This is a genomic window from Bacillus sp. LQ16 (assembly GCF_057784645.1).
Genome location: NZ_CM173491.1, coordinates 2,944,634 through 2,964,079, shown reverse-complemented (window position 1 = coordinate 2,964,079; position 19,446 = coordinate 2,944,634). Strand labels below are relative to the sequence as shown.

The 19,446-nt window shown below is 33.9% G+C and carries 15 protein-coding genes; 13 read left to right on the top strand and 2 right to left on the bottom strand.

Translation table 11 applies throughout. The annotated features are described in order from the left end of the window. Positions 1-44: 44 nt before the first annotated feature. Positions 45-1,988: an elongation factor G gene (locus AC3EMB_RS14890; protein WP_000207806.1), complete on the bottom strand. Its 1,944-nt coding sequence runs from the start codon at positions 1,986-1,988 to the stop codon at positions 45-47. A 265-nt stretch (positions 1,989-2,253) separates the two neighbouring features. Here AC3EMB_RS14890 and AC3EMB_RS14885 point away from each other — a divergent pair, with 265 nt between their 5' ends. The 11 genes from AC3EMB_RS14885 to colA all read left to right on the top strand — a co-directional run bounded on the left by AC3EMB_RS14885 (position 2,254) and on the right by colA (position 14,623). Beyond that, entirely contained in the window at positions 2,254-2,682 is a 429-nt protein-coding gene (locus AC3EMB_RS14885) for a MarR family winged helix-turn-helix transcriptional regulator (protein WP_000204172.1), read from the top strand. Between the two features lie 18 nt (positions 2,683-2,700). Beyond that, a complete protein-coding gene (locus AC3EMB_RS14880) occupies positions 2,701-3,339 on the top strand; it encodes a nitroreductase family protein (RefSeq protein ID WP_000185375.1) in 639 nt (212 codons plus the stop codon). Positions 3,340-3,377: 38 nt separating this feature from the next. Continuing rightward, positions 3,378-3,671 carry a putative quinol monooxygenase gene (locus AC3EMB_RS14875; RefSeq protein ID WP_000583805.1) on the top strand — a complete coding sequence of 98 codons (294 nt, stop codon included), beginning with the start codon at positions 3,378-3,380 and terminating at the stop codon, positions 3,669-3,671. Between the two features lie 148 nt (positions 3,672-3,819). Then, positions 3,820-4,752, top strand: a complete 933-nt coding sequence (locus tag AC3EMB_RS14870) for an AAA family ATPase (protein WP_088022751.1) — start codon at positions 3,820-3,822, stop codon at positions 4,750-4,752. Continuing rightward, positions 4,749-5,858, top strand: a complete 1,110-nt coding sequence (locus tag AC3EMB_RS14865; RefSeq protein ID WP_095690643.1) for a DUF58 domain-containing protein — start codon at positions 4,749-4,751, stop codon at positions 5,856-5,858. Before AC3EMB_RS14870 ends, AC3EMB_RS14865 begins: the two co-directional genes overlap by 4 nt. Before the next feature lie 15 nt (positions 5,859-5,873). Next, a complete protein-coding gene (locus AC3EMB_RS14860; RefSeq protein ID WP_141241026.1) occupies positions 5,874-6,608 on the top strand; it encodes a signal peptidase II in 735 nt (244 codons plus the stop codon). 193 nt (positions 6,609-6,801) lie between these two features. Continuing rightward, complete coding sequence (locus AC3EMB_RS14855; RefSeq protein ID WP_000843829.1) at positions 6,802-7,308, top strand: DUF3902 family protein; 507 nt, start codon at positions 6,802-6,804, stop codon at positions 7,306-7,308. A gap of 258 nt (positions 7,309-7,566) precedes the next feature. Beyond that, positions 7,567-8,733, top strand: a complete 1,167-nt coding sequence (locus AC3EMB_RS14850; RefSeq protein ID WP_488517091.1) for a serine hydrolase domain-containing protein — start codon at positions 7,567-7,569, stop codon at positions 8,731-8,733. Between the two features lie 369 nt (positions 8,734-9,102). Further along, a complete protein-coding gene (locus tag AC3EMB_RS14845; protein ID WP_488517090.1) occupies positions 9,103-10,857 on the top strand; it encodes an adenine deaminase C-terminal domain-containing protein in 1,755 nt (584 codons plus the stop codon). 112 nt (positions 10,858-10,969) lie between these two features. After that, complete coding sequence (locus AC3EMB_RS14840) at positions 10,970-11,482, top strand: hypothetical protein (RefSeq protein WP_488517089.1); 513 nt, start codon at positions 10,970-10,972, stop codon at positions 11,480-11,482. Between the two features lie 504 nt (positions 11,483-11,986). Next, the gene (colA, locus tag AC3EMB_RS14835) at positions 11,987-14,623 is read left to right on the top strand and encodes a collagenase ColA (RefSeq protein ID WP_088022747.1); all 2,637 of its coding nucleotides are present in this window, start codon (positions 11,987-11,989) and stop codon (positions 14,621-14,623) included. Between the two features lie 218 nt (positions 14,624-14,841). On the opposite strand, the gene AC3EMB_RS14830 is transcribed toward colA, so the two are convergent. Then, on the bottom strand, positions 14,842-16,221 hold the full coding sequence (locus AC3EMB_RS14830; RefSeq protein WP_488517088.1) for a catalase: 1,380 nt from the start codon (positions 16,219-16,221) through the stop codon (positions 14,842-14,844). A 301-nt stretch (positions 16,222-16,522) separates the two neighbouring features. Here AC3EMB_RS14830 and AC3EMB_RS14825 point away from each other — a divergent pair, with 301 nt between their 5' ends. Next, a complete protein-coding gene (locus tag AC3EMB_RS14825; RefSeq protein ID WP_053564132.1) occupies positions 16,523-17,740 on the top strand; it encodes an aspartate aminotransferase family protein in 1,218 nt (405 codons plus the stop codon). Between the two features lie 237 nt (positions 17,741-17,977). Continuing rightward, positions 17,978-19,435, top strand: coding sequence for an MFS transporter (locus AC3EMB_RS14820; protein ID WP_001186932.1), 1,458 nt, complete (start codon positions 17,978-17,980; stop codon positions 19,433-19,435). Positions 19,436-19,446: the final 11 nt, after the last annotated feature.

Here is a 19,446-nt window from a genome sequence, read left to right as displayed (position 1 = left end):
ATCAATACATGCAAAAAGAGGTGCGAATTGCACCTCTTTTACTTTTAATAAGCCTTCAACACATGAAGCAAATAATCTTTTCGGTTCAGCGGATTATAATCAACACGTTTTCGAGTAGGGAAGGGAGCCATAAGCTTTGTGAAACCAGCTGGCTTCGTTGTAAATATGCCTTCTCCTTCTGTAAATGAATGTAGTATTCGTTTGAAACTCTCTGTTTTCGCAACAGGTAATGATCCTGTTAACTGATAAGAATTGTAATGGAATATAGGCTCTGCAAAAGTTGCTGGAACGGCAGCGAGTTTATACATTGCAGTACTAATTGCGTGCTCCGGTACAGTTAATTCAAACTCATTTACTGGTTCATATACATATGTTTCAGCTTGCTTTAAAGCATCCATTAATACGATCGGTGTCAAATTTCTAAAGTCACTTGCTGTTGTAACAGGACTAGCATAACCAGTATGTGTTAACGTGACGATAATATCTGTAACTTCCCATCCATATAATCCTTGTTTTAACGTTTGAAATACCGTATCTTCAATCGCTTTATGGAATGCTAAAGGTAGTGATCCGAGTTCAACCCCTAAGTGATATGTTACGCCAGAGTTAAGTTCACCACGTTCAACTTTGAATCCGACTGTTGCGTAAAATGGATTCTCTTTTTCACCCATTACTTCAACAGAATTGCCTAAGCCAATTGGTTTCTCGATACATACAACTCGCGTATTTGAAAAAGTAACTTGCAAATTATATTTCTCATAAAGTGTTGTTTCAATTACTTCTTTTTGTACCTCACCGAAAAGGCGAATGTATAGTTCATTATGAACATCATCTTTCCACACTTTAATAAGTGGATCTTCTTCACATAGCTCCATAAGTGCAGCGTATAAATCATGAATTCTTTCTTTTGATACTGCATCAATGGAAGCTTCCATTTGTGGTTCGGCAAAGTGAATATCTTTTATATAATCCGTACGTTCACCAATAATATCACCAATTTTTATATCATTCAGTCCCCACACTTTGCAAAATTCTCCGCTAGGAACGATAGTAGATTGAACAGCATTTCCGCTATGAAACATACACATTTTTTTAATCTTTTCTTTATGTGGTAGAGACTCATCGCGCTGTATATCAACATATTTTCTAACATGTAAGCTACCTGAAAAAACTCTTATATAAGCAACCTTTTCTCCAGAAGGTTCACGTTCAATTTTAAAAACAACACCGGATAATGGTTCCTCTTGTGCCGATGTAAGAGCTGGCATTAGGGCCGGAAGTTTGTCAAGTAGTTCTGTTACTCCTATACCTGTCATTGCTGAACCGAAAAAGATTGGATACACACTTGCTTGCTGTATTTGCTGTTCTAGTTTTTCTCTTAATAGTGCGTCCGGTATTATTTCGTTATTTACATATGACTCAAGTAATGATTCATTAAATGGTGCTAACAGTTCCATACAATCGTCATATGATTTATATTCAATGATCCGGGCTTCTTTCGCTCCTTCGTTTAGAACAGAGTAGAAGGGGAATGCTTCATTTGAAAGAACCTCTTTTATTTGTTTCATAACTTTTTCAGTGTTTGCTCCACTACGATCAATTTTATTAACGAATAAAATTGTCGGTATGTTTAGTTTCTGTAATGTTCGCATTAAAATTTTTGTTTGTGCTTGCACACCTTCAACGGCAGAGATAACTAAAATCGCACCGTCTAGAACGCGGAATGATCGCTCCACTTCAGCGATAAAATCAGCGTGTCCAGGTGTATCAATGACATTTATTTTTACATCATCAATAAAGAAAGAAACGACAGATGCTTTAATCGTAATTCCGCGTTGTCTTTCTAATTCCATTGAGTCAGTTTGTGTATTACCACTATCTACTCGGCCAATTTCTTTAATCACATTCGTTTCATAAAGAATACGCTCAGTCAAACTCGTCTTGCCAGCGTCTACGTGCGCGACAATCCCTATATTTATTGTTGTCATATATCAATATCCTCATTTCATTTTCCATTTTCATTTCCTCATTTCTATTTGTGTATTGCCGCATTATCAATCACTCTCCAGTTCTTTAAATTAGTATTATTATAGTGCAATTAACATTATTTGTAACGCTACAAAGCGCCTTAATCTGGAAAAAATAAAATGAAAACAAAATGCTTGCATTCTAAATCGATATAGATTATATTAATTGACATATCAACTATTGATACATCAAATGTTTTCGTTTTGATTGTAAAGGAGGGGTAATTTGACAAGTTCATGCTCAAAAGAAGCGATTATTTTATATAAATTACACTTTCTAAATAAAGAAGTAAGTTCGAAATTTGAAGGGTGTACGGGTATGAGCCAGTCTCGATTAGAGCTTATACTTCAGTTATATGAAGTAGGTGAAATTAGTCAAAAAGCACTTCAGCAAGAAGTGAATATTGATAATGCTGCGATAACGAGGCATTTAAAGCAGCTTGAGGCCAATGAGATGATTGTAAGACGTAAAAATCCAGATGATAACAGAATTACGTTAGTTTCTCTTACTGAAGAGGGACGAAATAAAATTCAAGCGTTTCAAGAGGAAAAAGAACGTTTTGCAGCATCTGCATTTAAAGGATTAAGTGAAGAAGAACGCGACAATCTTTTAAATATGTTAAACCACATTCAAGAAAATATAAAAGAATTATAAAAAAGGGAGAATACAACTATGACTAACTCAGTAAAAACAAATGATTTTAACGAAATTTTAACAGGACGTCGTTCAATTCGTAAGTACGACCCTTCAGTGAAAATTAGCAAAGAAGAAATGACAGAAATTCTTACAGAAGCAACACTTGCACCATCTTCAGTAAACATGCAACCATGGAGATTCCTTGTGATTGAAAGTGACGAAGCAAAAGCAACACTTGCACCACTTGCGAAATTCAATCAATCTCAAGTAGAAACATCTTCAGCAATGATCGCTGTATTCGGTGACTTAAACAACTTTGATAACGCAGAAGAAATTTATGGTACAGCAGTAGAGCGCGGACTTATGCCAGCTGAAGTAAAAGAAGATCAAATGAAAAAACTTTCAGCTTATTTCTCAATGGTTACACCAGAAGTAATGAAAGACACAGTACTAATTGACGGTGGTCTTGTAGCAATGCAATTTATGTTAGCAGCTCGTGCTCACGGCTATGACACTTGTCCAATTGGTGGTTTTGAGAAAGATCAAATCGCAGAAGCTTTCGGACTAGATAAAGACCGTCACGTACCAGTTATGTTAATTTCAATCGGAAAAGCTGCTGACAGTGGTTACCAATCAGTACGTCTTCCAATTGAAAAAGTTGCAGAGTGGAAGTAATTTTAAAGAAATAAGTGGAATATGAAAGGGGAAACACCATGATTATTATTCACGCAATATTTCAAGTAGATCCAGCAAAACAACAAGCATTTTTAGAAGAAATTCAGCCACTCATTCACGGTTCAAGAGAAGAAAGTGGAAATGTATCTTATGACTTATATAAAGATACAGAAAAAGAAAGTGTTTATACGATGGTAGAAGTATGGAAAGATGAAGCAGCAGTTGCGAGCCATAATACGAGTGAACACTTCACATCTTTCGTTAGTAAAGCAGCACAATTTTTAACTGCTCCGCTTAATATAAAAGCTTATAATGGAGAGTTAGTAAAATAAGAAGGTAGAAAAAGATGACTTTAGCTTATAGTGCTAAGGTTATCTTTTTTATTTTTACAGGAATATATTTACTTTTATCAGTATGTGTTATAATTTGGAAAATAATAATTCTTAATTTTCTGAATAAGTGAAGACGGGGGATAAATATATGAACATTTTAAAGAAAATCACTAATAATATTTCGAAAGTTATTATAGGAAAAGATGAATCCATAGAACTTGCAGCCATTGCTCTAATAGCAAAAGGACATATTTTATTAGAAGATGTACCGGGGACAGGAAAAACAACACTAGCGAAAAGTTTGGCTAAAAGCGTGGACGCAAAATTTCAAAGAATACAATTTACAGCGGATACTTTGCCCGGAGATGTTATTGGTCTTGAATATTTTAATGTGAAGGAATCGGATTTTAAAACGAGGTTAGGTCCTATTTTTGCAAATATAGTATTAGTGGATGAAATTAATCGGGCTGTACCGAGAACACAATCTTCGTTACTCGAAGTTATGGAAGAGCGTACTGTTACAATTGCGAAACAGACGCATTCATTACCAGAACCTTTTTTAGTAATTGCAACGCAAAATCCTCTTGAATCTGCTGGTACATTTCCTTTACCTGATGCTCAATTAGACCGATTTTTACTTACGATTCGCCAAGGTTATCCTACGAGAGAAGCTGAAAAGGAAATGATGAATCGGTTTCAAACGAATGATCCGTTAGAAACATTACACTCTATTATTTCAAGTGAAGAAATTATTATGATGCAAAAACGTGCAAGAGAAGTGTTAGTAGGAAATGATGTGCAAGATTATCTTCTTGAAATTATTGAGGCAACGCGTAAGCATGAGCTAATTGAAATTGGTGTAAGTCCGCGGGGGACGTTGGCATTTATGAGAGCGATTCAAGCACGGGCTATATTAAATGAAAGAGATTACTGTACGCCAGATGATATAAAGATACTTGCTACATCTATATGCGCTCATCGTTTAACGTTGACAATTGAAGGGGAGATGAAAACAACAAAAGAACAAATCATGAAAGAAATTCTTCATACGATTAATGTGCCGGTGGAGAATGTACGATGAATCAACAACTTGTGTATACACCTTTAGCGGAGCCTTTCGTAATAGGAGTTATGTCAGTTGTAGCCGTTATTTTAAGTGTATTTTCAAGTAATCTACTCATATTATCTCTCGTATTTTTATATGTAATTTTAATAGGTGCTATGCATGTTTATATACGTAAAGTATCTCGTGTTAACTGGGAATACGATCAAGGAAATTCGAATGTTTTTATCGGTGAAACGAACAGGTGCAAAATAAAAATTTCAAACAAATCAATTTTCCCTATTTTTAATGTTGTATTCCGATTTAAATGTGAAAATAAGATAACTTGGAATCATGATGAAATAAATAAAAATAATAGTACAGGTTCAAATTATTATATGAATTTTAATTTAAAAGGAAGAGAGTCAGTTTCATTTGATTTACAAGCTGTGGCATTAAAAAGAGGCATTGCGAAATGGGAAGAGGTTGAAATTGTTATTACTGATCTCTTTGGATTTATAACGAACCATATCACATATAAACAAGTTGATACGCCCTCCTATTTAGTCTTACCAGCTGTTCCGAAAATACAAGTTCCTGAATTACAAGAATGGTCACGAGGATTTCGAAAAGCGATGTCATCACCCTTATATGATGAAACGAAAGTAATGGGAGTAAAGTCTTATAAAAATGAAGATTTTCGTTCTATCCACTGGAGTGCAACAGCGAAAACAGGGACGATAACTGCGAAAAAGTACGAGCGAACGCAATCAGATAAATACGCGATTTACCTCAACTTGCAAAATAAAAGCGGTATTTCTTTGCGAAATGATACAGAGGAACTAATTGAATTAACAGCAGGTATATGCAAACAACTTCTTATGCAAAACTGTTCGTTTGAAGTATGGATCAATAGTGTAAAAGATAACGGTTTGCTACATATAAAAAATGGGGATAATCGGAAACATTTGCAAAATATATTAAAAGTACTTGCCTCAATATCGGACCAAGATACTCCTGTATCTTCCACTTATTTTTACACAGCAGGCTTTCGTCGAAAAGAATTGGATGCAGTTCCTTTAATTCTTGGTACTTCCCCAAGGAAATACACCAGAACGAATAAATGGGTTGTAATTAAAGAATAAGAAGGGGTTTATGTCATGGTTAATAAAGAGAGACATATGGAAGTAAAGTTGTGGAGTGTTAGAGTATTAATACTACTTTTCTTTACGGTTAGTGCGATAACGTTTTCACAAGGTGTTGTGCATGTACAAGACATAGTAAAAGGGCTTTTTTCTAGTAAGACGGAGACAATATCAGAAAGAAATTATGATTTTACTAGTGTAGACTCACAGTTTGATGAACCTGAAAGAATTATAGATGAAGAAACAGGAGTTGTAGATACAAGAACAAAAATAGATAGGAAAATTCCACTTTTTGTACGAAAAAATTCATGGACTGATGTGTTTTCTGTTCTTTCAAATTCATGGATTAGTGTCGTTTTTTATGTAATTATTGCAGTGGTTATTCTATATGTTTTTTATAAATTAATGAGGAAAAAGGTAACGAAATCAGAAATACAACAGGATAAACAATCGATAACAAAAGAAAACACGGATAGAACTGAAAAGAACAAGAAAGTGAAGCATCAGTTTGAACAGCCGTTACCGACAGATACGATAAGAAAAACGTTAGTTGAATGGGAAAGAACATTACCATTTCATGAACAGAGAAGATCCTATGAAACGATGCAACAGTGGTTAAAAAGAATTAGTAGAACGAGAAATATTACTTCGCTATATGAGTCTGTTCGTTATGGTGAAAAGACGTATACGGAGTTAGATGTGGAAAAAATAATGAAGTGGGTAGAGGGAGATGGGAAGGTGGATATGTAAATATCCACCTTTACTTTTTAGTATAGAAATTTGATTATCATGAATCATTTTCAAATATAAAACTGCCTTCAAATAAGAAAATGAAATTAACTGTAAATTAACTTTATTTACTTATACTTCATTACATGTTAACCTATACTTAATTTTTATAAATTATAATTAATTTTTGATTTTTTAAGGGTGTGAAAATGTAATGAAATCGGTATTAAAAAGCATACTTATTTCCTTTGTTTTTTCAGCAGTAGGTATGTGTTGGTTGCTGTTCTTATTATTTCAAGGGGACGGTGATTGGTTATTATCTTGGATAGGCGTATTAATGTCATATTTATCTTTATATACTTTAATAGATTTATACTGTAAAAATACATACGATAAAAAATTAAATAAATGGCTTATAAAAACAGCGGTGACTAGCTTTAGTTTTGCAGTATTAGGAATCTCATTTTGCATCATACATGAGCTATTAACACCATGGAGTCTTAGTTTAATGGTGTGGTATTGGTTGCTAATGTTAGTATTATTTTTAACGACTATAATATCATTAATCAGTTTAGTATTTGTTAATCGTAAAAATCACAATTTCACCGTTGGATATAGAATGCTCATACTTCTAAATGTATTTCTTACATTAGGACCAGTATTATGGCCGTTATTACTTTCTATTATTGGAAATGGTATGAATGCTAGTGCAGGCTGGTAAAAAGGAATTTAGATTAGTTGTGTAAAGAATAGGATGAAAAGCTGATATAGAATTTTAAATGTTTATGAGAACATGTTTACATAAAAAGTGAATACATGTTCTCTTTTTATTTGCATGCATAACTCTACCTCAGTTTACCCTATTTAAATTTAAACGTAAGTATTTTGTAAGGAATGAATAAGAAAAAAGAGAGATTTATCGTATAGGATGAAAGTATAGCTTGAATCAATACGATATTAATAGAGGAGAGAAAGCCTTATGAAAACACGTAATCAAATTAAGTTGGCAAGTTTAGCAGTTTTATTAGCGGGTACTACTCTATCTACACCTGGTTTTACTGTGAAAGCAGAGTCTACTCAAAATATTTCTAATTCGTCACAAGAACCTAATCAAAAGAATCGGAATGGATGGAAACAAGTAATGCAGGAAACAATACAAATTGGGGCACCAGGGGTATTAGCTAAGACGTCTAATAAAGGGAAAGTTAATAGTTATACTGCTGGCGTGGCGGATTTAATTACAAAGAAACCGGTGAAATCGGATTTTCGCTTTCGGATTGGTAGTGTGACGAAAACTTTTACCGCCACGACTGTTCTTCAATTAGTAGGAGAAAATCGCGTACAACTTGACGATCCAATTGAAAAGTGGCTGCCGGGTCTCGTGCAAGGAAATGGGTATGATGGAAATCAAATTACGATACGACAACTTTTGAATCATACGAGTGGTATCGCTGAATATTTAAAGTCAAAAGACACTGACGTAATGAATTCGAAAAAAACGTATACAGCAGAAGAAATTGTGAAAATAGGCCTTTCTCTGCCTCCAGATTTCTCGCCGGGCAAAGACTGGTTGTATTCAAACACAGGATATGTAATATTGGGAATGCTTATTGAAAAAATAACTGGTAATAATTATGCGGAAGAAATTGAAAAGCGAATTATTGAACCTCTGGACTTGCCAAATACGTTTTTACCAGGAAATTCACCCGTTATCCCAGGAAAGAATCATGCTCGTGGATATGTGAAAATGGAAGAAACAGGCGAGTTGAAAGACATTACGTATTATAATCCGAGTTTAGCTAATGCAGCTGGAGATATGATTTCTAATGCGGTTGATTTAAACAAATTCTTTTCATCTTTACTCGGTGGTAAGTTACTGAAGGAACGCGAGCTAAAAGAAATGCTTACTACAGTTCCTGTAGAAGGAAAAGGGGTTGGGGATGGATATGGTCTTGGAATCTATGAGACTAAACTTCCAAATGGTGTCTCAGTATGGGGGCACGGAGGATCAATTCCTGGGTTTATGACTTTTGCTGGTGGAGTAATTGGAGGCAAGCATACATTTGCTGTCAATGTTAATTCTTTAGGTCCGGTTGATATTCTTACACAGTTTGATAAAATGATGCAAGTTGAATTTAATAAATAGATGAAGAAAAAGCGAATAGGTTTCTGCAATAGCTGTAAATAAAAGAGATGCTTTTTAAATTTCACAAATAAGGACAGTATTAACATTCATAATATGGTATTAAGTATATGTAGAACATAAATATGATACAAGTGTATTTCAAAGTGCAATTCAATCTTATAGTTTAGTTTAAAAAAGATGTCAGTTGCATGACATCCTTTTTGTTGTGGGACAAAGAGGTGTTGTTTGTTTTGAAAATTGTTATTTTTGAGAGTATTCCATATAATGAGAAGTATAGGGGCTATACAGGGGAGTTATGAATGGATAATACTTTAGTTTGTTAATTATTTTGTTTTAATAAAAAAGTAAATTGATTTGGAGTGAAATACATTGGGACAAAATCAGTTTAGATGGAGTAACAAGCAATTACGAGAACATGTTGAAATAATAGACGGTACAAGAAGTCCACACAAATTATTAAAGAATGCAACATACTTAAATTCCTATATACGTGAATGGATGCAAGCAAATATTTGGATTTATGATGACCGTATTATATATGTAGGAGAAAAGTTGCCAGAGCAACTATATAAATGTGAAGTCATTGATTGTGATGGAAAGTATGTCGTTCCCAGTTACATAGAACCGCATGCACATCCATATCAGTTGTATAACCCAGAGACGCTAGCAAATCATGCGATGCAATTTGGGACAACGACTTTTATTAATGATAATTTAACTCTATTTTTCACATTAAAACGTGAAGAATCATTTCGTTTAGTAGAGGAATTTAAAAAGATTCCAGCTACTATGTATTGGTGGTGCCGTTTTGATGGACAGACTGAATTGCAAAACGGGGAATCTTTGTTTAATAGTAAAGAAATAATAGAATGGCTGAAACAAGAAGCTGTTCTTCAAGGTGGGGAGTTAACAGCATGGCCAAAATTATTACACGGTGATGATGAAATGTTAACTTGGGTGCAGGAAACGAAGCGATTGCAGAAGAAAGTAGAAGGCCATTTTCCGGGTGCATCTGAAACGACTTTAGCGAAGTTAAAACTGTTAGGTACAGATTGTGATCATGAAGCGATGACAGGGCAGGAAGCTTTCACTCGTCTTATGCAAGGTTACACCGTTTCTCTTAGAAATTCTTCCATTAGACCGGATTTAGAAGTTTTATTAAAAGAATTGTTGGAATTAGGCGTGAAACAGTTTGATAGATTTATACTTACTACAGACGGCTCACATCCTTCGTTTTATGAAAATGGAATGACAAACGTAATGATTTCTACCGCGATAAAACAAGGAGTGCCAGTAATAGATGCATACCATATGGCAAGTTATAATATTGCTCGCTATTATAATATGGAACATGTACATGGTTCGATTGCGACAGGTAGAATTGCTAATATCAATATTTTAGAAAGTAAAGAAAACCCAGTACCAATTAGTGTCCTTGCAAAGGGGAAATGGGTGAAGCGTGACGGTGTAAATACGCATGAAGCATTACATATAGACTGGAGTAAATATAAAGTAACTCCATTATCATTAGATTGGTCAATAGAAAAAGAGAATATGATTTTCTCTAATAAAACGGGGATACACTTATTAAATAACGTTATTACAAAACCATATACTAGTGAAATCAATATAGACTGTGATGAATTATCCACAGATCATGATGAATGCTTCCTCATGATGATTGCTCGTGATGGTACTTGGCGAGTAAATACAGTTGTAAAAGGTTTTGCGAAAGAATTAGGTGGTCTTGCTAGTTCTTATTCCGGCACAGGTGATATGATTCTCATTGGAAAAAGTAAAGAAGATATGCTTACAGCTTTTCGTAGAGTAAAAGAGCTCGGTGGTGGAATGGTCGTAGCAGAAAACAATGAAGTGTTACACGAAATAGCATTACCATTGCTCGGGATTATGTCTAATTTAAAAATGAGTGAATTAATACAGGAAGAGAAACAGATGGTGAAATTACTACAAGAGCGTGGCTACGCGTATGATGATCCAGCATTTACAATTTTATTCTTTTCTGCGACGCACTTGCCTTTTATACGAGTAACACCTATAGGATTATATGATGTGAAAAGTAGTAAGGTACTGGCTTCGCCGGTGAATTTAATAAAGCAATATTAAAAGGAAAGGCCCTATAATAGTCTAAATTATAGGGCCTTTTACATTATTAGTATAAGAATATTGTAAGCCTCAAATGATATAGTATCTAAATCATTTGAGGTGATATGTAAATATGAAAAAAATATTTTACATTTTAAGCATATTTATTCTGTGTGTATCGATACAACACGTTGTACATTCCAAATCAGATGCACCAAGGTTATCTTCGGATTGTCTCGAAGAAAGAAAAGTTCGAGATGAAAAGTATGTGAAGAATATAATACAGGACATTAAATCCACATTTAATTTAAATATTGATGAACATAGTTTTTGGGAAGTAAGTAAAAGAGATCTGGAGGCTGCCCATTTGATGTATGGTGGAAAGGAAAATGATTCTTATTATAATTCGCTAACTAAAATTTATGATAGTGGTGGATTTAGCGAACAGCCCAGCTTATTTGTGAGGGCGCAAGAAGCATTTTTACTTTATAAAGAAAAAGATAATATCAATGTAATGAAACGCCTAAAACTAGACGTTGAAAAAGGGGAATGGCTCGTTATAAAAACGAAAAAGAAGAAAGGGAAAAAAGTGAAATTCAAGCCTTTGCAATGTGAAAAAGATTATATAAAAAAGAGAAATGAATAACAAAATACTTATTCATGCTGTTTTTATTCAACGATATTTTGCTGTTGATTTGAAATAGAAAAAGGTAAACGAACATATTAGCTTTATGGAATATGTTTGTTTACCTTTTTTTGAGAGATTTAAAAATTGGGGATGTTTTTAGTTGGAAATTATGTACTGGCTAATGAACTTATAACATTCAATGAATTTGTTCTTCATAAACATTAGATTTTGTGTCAAATGATTTATACATTGCCGAACCACCTATGTATATTTTATTCTACAGTATTTATAAAAGAATATTGGCCATGCATAAGAAATATGATTGGCACAGTTTTTGCTTGTATTAAATGTAAGGAAGGGAGATTGTATGTAAGGAATCTGTACTCGTAATAGTATAAAACAAGCTACTATTGCATTATTAATCATAGTTGTATTTATAGCGGAACTGTAAATATATACGAATAAGTAGATTTTTGGTTTAAAAATTCTGAATTTTCTTTTAAATTATTAGGGGGCAATGGTATGGTTAAATATTCGAAAATTTCTAAGTGGATTCTTGGTGTTGGACTAGTGACAATAACATGTAATGGTTTGCAAATTCAAGCAGAGACAAAAGAGAAAAATGTGAAGAATGTATTACAAATGGAGCCGGTAGGAATACAGAAATCTGTTGATGAATTGGCGCACCCTTCAAAAGTACAAGAAAATGCATCTTTTACAAAACGGTTAAAATTAGCGGATTTATCGCAGCGTCCACTAGCACCAAACGATAATATTAAACCGTTAGCTGAAGAAAAAAAGTATTCAATGGCTGAGTTAAATCAATTAAATAATAAACAATTAACTGATCTTCTTGTGACAATTAAATGGTATCAAATTCCAGAATTATTTCAGTTTAATAGTGATAGTCTTAAATTCTATCAAGATGATAGTCGAATGCAAGCAATTATTAATAAACTAGCAGAACAAGGACAAGCTTATACGAAAGATGATTCAAAAGGGATTGAAACATTAGTAGAAGCTCTACGTGCAGCATTTTATTTAGGTTTTTACCATGATGAATTAAGCAAACTAAATGAGCGTAGCTACCATGATAAATGTTTACCAGCTTTAAAAACAATTGCAAAAAATCCAAATTTCAAACTTGGTACCTCAGAACAAAATAAAGTAATTGCATCATATGGAAAATTAATTGGAAATGCATCAGCAGATGTTGAAACGGTTTTATATGCAGGTGAAATTTTTAAACAATATAATGATAATCTTGCAACTTTCATTGAAGATCGAACAAAAGGAGACGCTATATATGAGTTGATGAAGGGAATTGACTTTGATATTCAGACGGATATGTACACGACTGGAAAAGAGCCAAAAGATACGATGTGGTTTCGAAATATTGATAACTTTATAAATGAAGTAAATCGTTTTGCACTACTTGGTACAGTAACAAATAAAAACGGATGGTTAATTAATAATGGGATTTACTATGCTGGACGATTGGGCAAGCTTCATAGCACGCCGACAAAAGGACAACAAGTTGTTACAGATGCAATGCGAATTTATCCATATTTAGGAGAGCAATACTTTGTTGCGGCAGAACAAATTACTACAAATTATGGAGGAATAGATGCGAACGGAAAAACTGTAAATTTAGATCAAATTCGAGAAGAGGGTAAAAAGAAATATTTACCGAAAACGTATACGTTTGATGATGGAGCAATTGTCTTTAAAGCTGGGGATAAAGTTAGCGAAGAGAAAATTAAACGTCTATACTGGGCGGCAAAAGAAGTGCGTTCTCAATTTTATCGTACAGTTGGTAGCGATAAACCACTTGAAAGTGGACATGCTGATGATGTGTTAACGATGGTTATTTATAATAGCCCAGATGAGTATCAATTTAATCGTCAACTGTACGGATATGAAACGAATAATGGTGGGATTTATATTGAAGGGACAGGGACTTTCTTTACATATGAACGTACACCAGAGCAAAGTATTTATAGTTTGGAAGAATTATTCCGCCATGAATTTACGCACTACTTACAGGGAAGGTACGAAGTTCAGGGATTATGGGGACAAGGAGAAATGTATCAAAATGAACGTTTAACATGGTTTGAAGAAGGAAACGCAGAGTTCTTTGCAGGTGCAACGCGATTAGATAGTGTAGTACCGCGAAAAAGTATAATTGGTGGGTTATCTAATGATCCTGCAAAACGTTATACAGCATCACAAACATTAAATGCGAAATATGGAACGTGGGATTTTTATAATTATTCGTTTGCGCTGCAATCATATATGTATAATAAGCGCCCTGAAATGTTCGATAAAGTGCATGATTTGATTCGCGCAAATGATGTTTCAAGTTACGATGCATACCGTGCTACATTAAGCAAAGATAATAAGTTAAATGAAGAATATCAATCTTATATGCAAATGCTTATTGATAATCGCGATAAGTATACAATTCCACAAGTATCAGATGAGTATTTAACTCAGCATGATCCAAAATCGCTTTCCGACATTACTTCAGATATTACAAATGAAGCGAAATTAAAAGATGTGAAAGTAACAAAGAATAAATCACAATTCTTTAATACATTTACACTACAGGGGACATATACAGGAAGTGCGGCTAAAGGAGAAGTTGAGGACTGGAAAGTGATGAATGAAGCAACAAATGATATGTTGAAACGTCTTTCAGGAAAAGAGTGGACTGGATATAAAACATTGACTGCTTATTTTGTAAATTACCGTGTAAATAATGCTGGGCAATATGAATATGATGTTGTGTTTAGCGGAGTGAATACGGAAGAAGGTACGGCTGTAGAAAAAGAACCAAATAATTCATTTGAAACAGCAAACCCACTATCTTTGAATATTTTGTTAAGAGGAACCTTGAGTGATCAAGATCAGGGGGATAAATTTGTTATTGATGTAAAGGATCAAAAAGATTTACAAATTTCTGTTACGAACGAACAAAATCTTGGACTGAACTGGGTATTATATTCTGAATCAGATCTAAATAATTATGTAGCTTATGCAACAAAACGTGATGGAAACAAATTGCTTGGAAATTATAATGCAAAGCCAGGGAAATATTACTTAAGTGTATATAAGTATGGTGGTGGAACAGGGAATTATACGGTACAAGTAAAATAGTTTACTATAATTTATTTTGAAAGGAAACTTATTGCATTTTTTAGCAAAATAAAGTATGTAATGTTAAAAATTAAACTATATCAATATATCCCTGTTCTAATTATAGAACAGGGATATATTGGCTTTATATTTTTAAATTAAATAATCTCATTGGATTTTGACAAGAAAATAATTAATATAGATTTGAATTCTCATTCGTAAAGAATACTTTAATCTTCTTAATGCTCTTTCATTTCTGTCTCAATGCTTGTTTTCAAATCAGTTGATACTTGATTGAAATACCCCAAAACGATCTCCCTAATATCATCGGATATAACTTTCAAATCACTAGCTAAGTTCTCAGCGAGATGTTCTTTTTCTATCGGTTTTAACTTCGTATAAAATTCACCAGCCTGCGTAAAGTCATTCTGTTTTGTTATAGAAGTTCTTTCAAGTTTACCTTCAACGTACCTTCCGTCACCGCTTGTAATTTGATTAGCGGGTGTCCAATCGTGCTGTTGGTTAATCGTTAATTTGCGAAATTCGGGACCAATTCTTCTTCTTTGTGAATCACTGTAAATGTTAGCGCGCCCTTGCAGCATTTTATCATCTGATAGTTCTGCACCATCCAGTAAATTAGAAGGGGAGAATGCGACTTTCTCTACTTGTTCCATAAAATTTTCAGGATTTTTATTTAATACCATTTTCCCGACTGGTATGAGAGGATACGCCTGTTCATCCCATACTTTTGTGTCATCTAAAGGATCATAAGATAGGTAAGCTTCATCTTTCGGATCCATGAGCTGGACGTATAAACCATACTCCACTGGTTTACCATTTTCAATAGCATCATATAAATCTTTCCCGCTATAATCAGGATTTTCAGCAGCTAGTTTAATTGCTTCTTTATTAGTAATGTACTGTACACCTTCAAATGGGTACCAATGATACTTTACATACTTTCGATTACCTTCCGCATTTCTCCATACATATGTATTAACACTATGTCCTGGAATGTGGCGAAGACTTTTGGCCGTACCATTATTAGAGTATAAACGGACAACAAAATGAATAGATTCAGGTGCTTTAGCGACAAAATTCCAAAATCTATTAGGGTCTATTAAGTTATTTTTAGGTGAAGGCAATAATGCTTGAATCGTTTCAGGGAAACGCATTGGGTCACGAACAGAAAAAACAGGAATGTGATTACATAAAAGGTCAAAAATTCCTTCTTTTGTATAAAATTTTGTAGAAAAACCGCGTACATTTCTAGCAGTATCCGGTGTTCCTTTTGTACTAACAGCTAACGAAAATCGCACCATAACAGGAACTTTCTCATTAGAATTTTGTAAAAAACTTAATTTAGTATGTTCAGACATCGAATATATCGTTTGAAAATAACCGAACGCACCAAATCCTTTTACATGAACAGGTCTTTCTAAAATTTTTTCATGAATAAATTCTTGTAATGACTCATGCAGTACACTATCTTGCTCTAGTACGGGTCCACGTGAACCAACTGTTTGAGAGTGAAGTTTAGCTTGTTCATTACGTTCGTCATTTTCATTAAAGTCTTTCTCTAGTATAGATTGCCCCTGTTTATCATAGTTTTCATCCATCGATATAGCCTCCAAATCTTTTTTGTCCATTGTTACTAAATATGATTCTATAGCCTTAATTATGTATGACACGCACAGTTCAAAGCAGTAACATACCGCTAGATGAAAAAAACACATATGTAGTGGACCTGTTGAAATAGAAGAAATTATGGAAAAATGAATATCGGGAAGAGAAAGCACACGTTTTACTAAAAAGGTGGAAGAAAACCACTATTAAAATTTCAATCTTAAAACTTAATTTATAAACGATTATATAGAGAATGAACGTTAAAAAAGGGAAAATAACTAGGAGGAATTTAATATGTCGGATTGGTTTCAATTAGATAAAGAATATATGATGTCTACATATTGTCGTACAGAGGTTGCAATGGAAAAAGGAGAAGGGTGTAAACTGTATGATGTAGATGGTAAAGAGTATTTAGATTTATTTTCTGGCGTAGGAGTAAATGTATTAGGATACAATCATCCTAAAATTGTACAAATGACAATGGAGCAAGTTGCGAAATCGTTGCATTTACCGTTTCATTTTTTAAACCCAGTTGCAATTGAGTATGCAAAGAAATTAGTAGATTGTACTTTAAAAAGCGGAAAAGTCTTTTTTACAAACTCTGGTACGGAAGCGACAGAAACGACATTAAAATTAATTGATAAATATAGATTTATTGCGAATGAAGAGCGTGATGGAGTAGTTGTGTTAAAAGATAGTTTTCACGGGAGGACGTTAGGGGCACTGCATTTTACGAGACAAGAAAAGGTATATCAAAATTTCCCTAAAACATCTATTCCTGTATATGAAGTAGAGCGCGAGAATATAGACCAATTAGAAGAAACCATTATTAAAGAAAATCCAATTGCAATTATGCTAGAGCCTGTTTTAGGTAGCGGGGGGATTTATCCTTTATCAAATGAATATTTACATGGTGTTCAAAATTTATGTGAAAAATATAATGTACTTCTTGTCGTTGATGAAGTTCAAAGTGGTATGGGTCGAACGGGAAAATTATTTGCTTATCAAAATTTTAATATCACACCGGACATTATTCAAATTGGTAAAGGAGCAGGAGGCGGGATACCGCTAGGAGGAATTATTGTAGGTGAAAGGTTATGTGATGTATTTTCACCAGGAGATCACGGGACAACATTTGCTCATTCATCAATGGGAACAGCTTTAGGTTTAACTGTATTAAATACATTACTTGATGATGGGTTAATGCAAGAAGCTTATGAAACGTCATTATATTTGAATGACAAACTGCAAGATATTCAGAAAGAAAATGCTTATTATATTCAGGAAGTACGTCATGCGGGGATGATGTTTGGGATAAGTGTGAATGACACGAAAGAAAATGTGAAGAAATTACAGATTGAGTTAATGAATAAAGGGATGTTAGTCGATGTAACACAAGGGAATATTATTCGATTACTTCCGCCGTATATTATTACGAAAGAGGAAATTGACGCATTCACTTATGAGTTTATTTCCTGTATTCATAACATAGCTGCTACAGCAAGTATTTAAAAAAATATAAAAAAATATAAAAAGCTGAAGAAGGCGCTATTTTAGCGCCTTCTTCAGCTTTTTAAAATAGTAAATTACTTAACCTAGAGAGCATCTCATTGGACAAATAATTAATTATGTGAAACAATAATAACAGATAAGGAGACGTTAATTTTCCTTAAGTGCTTCGAATTAATTTTATTCAATAAGAGAAGGTGTGCTTAAAGAAGTTAAATTAAAAAGGAGCTGTTTTATTATATGCAACAAAATAATGATTTAAATTTTGAACCTCAAGACGTTAATATTGTCAATCCTAAACAAGCCAGGAAAGCAGTAATTGCTACTGGTATAGGAAACGCAATGGAGTGGTTTGACTTCGGATTATACGCGTATTTAGCGGTTATCTTAAGTCAATTATTCTTCTCAGGTGTTGATAATAGTGGATTGCAACTTGTACTTACATTCGGTACATTTGCAGCAGCCTTTCTCGTTCGACCAATCGGAGGTGTATTCTTTGGTAGAATAGGAGATAAGTACGGCCGAAAAATCGTGTTAAGTACTACTATTATTTTAATGGCACTTTCTACATTATTCATCGCATTACTACCAACCTATGAACAAATTGGTGTATGGGCACCAATACTACTTTTAGTTGCCCGAATGATTCAAGGCTTCTCTACAGGCGGCGAATATTCAGGAGCAATGGTTTATATCGCAGAATCTTCTCCAGATAAAAAGCGTGGTATACTCGGTAGTGGTCTTGAAATTGGAACACTCTCAGGTTACATTGCTGCATCGGTAATTGTTACCATTTTGACGTTATTGTTAACAGATGAGCAAATGCTCAGCTGGGGATGGCGTATTCCGTTCTTAGTAGCTGCACCAATTGGTTTGGTCGGTTTATACTTACGCCGTCATCTAGATGAATCTCCAATCTTTGAAGAGATGGAAAAAGCACAAGAGGAATCTGAAGACAATGAACAATTTTCATTTATGGATATTATTAAATATCACAAAAAAGACTTCTTATTAAGCACAGTAATTGTCGCCTTCTTTAATATTACGAATTATATGATTCTTTCGTATATTCCTTCTTATCTAACTCAAGTACTTAAAGTCAAAGAAACAACGGGCTTATTAATTATTTCTATTACGATGGCACTTATGATTCCACTAGCACTATATTTCGGTAAATTAAGTGATAAAATTGGTAATAAACGCGTCGTGCAAATTGGTTTACTTGGTTTAACTGTATTTGCAATTCCAGCATTTTTACTAATAGGTAACGGACATATTGCAGCTATATTTGCAGGTATTTTCGTACTAGGTTTCTTCTTAAGTGTATATGAAGGAACATTACCTTCATTATTACCATCACTCTTTTTCACTGATGTACGTTATCGAGCACTTTCGATTTCATTTAATATTTCTGTATCGATATTCGGTGGAACAACACCGCTCGTATGTTCATACTTAGTTCATGCAACTGGTAACCCGCTTGCGCCAGCATTTTATTTGACGGGTGTAAGTATTATTGGATTAGTTGTATTTAGTGTATTATTTGTTACGACTTCAGGGCGTGCGCTAAAAGGTTCATATCCTACAGTAGAAACGAAAAAAGAAGCACACCTAATCGCTAAAGAAGACCCTGAAGAAACACTTTGGTGGCATGAAGAGTCATTAGAAATTGAAGCAGGGAAGAATGCTTCCATTTAAAAAGCAACGTA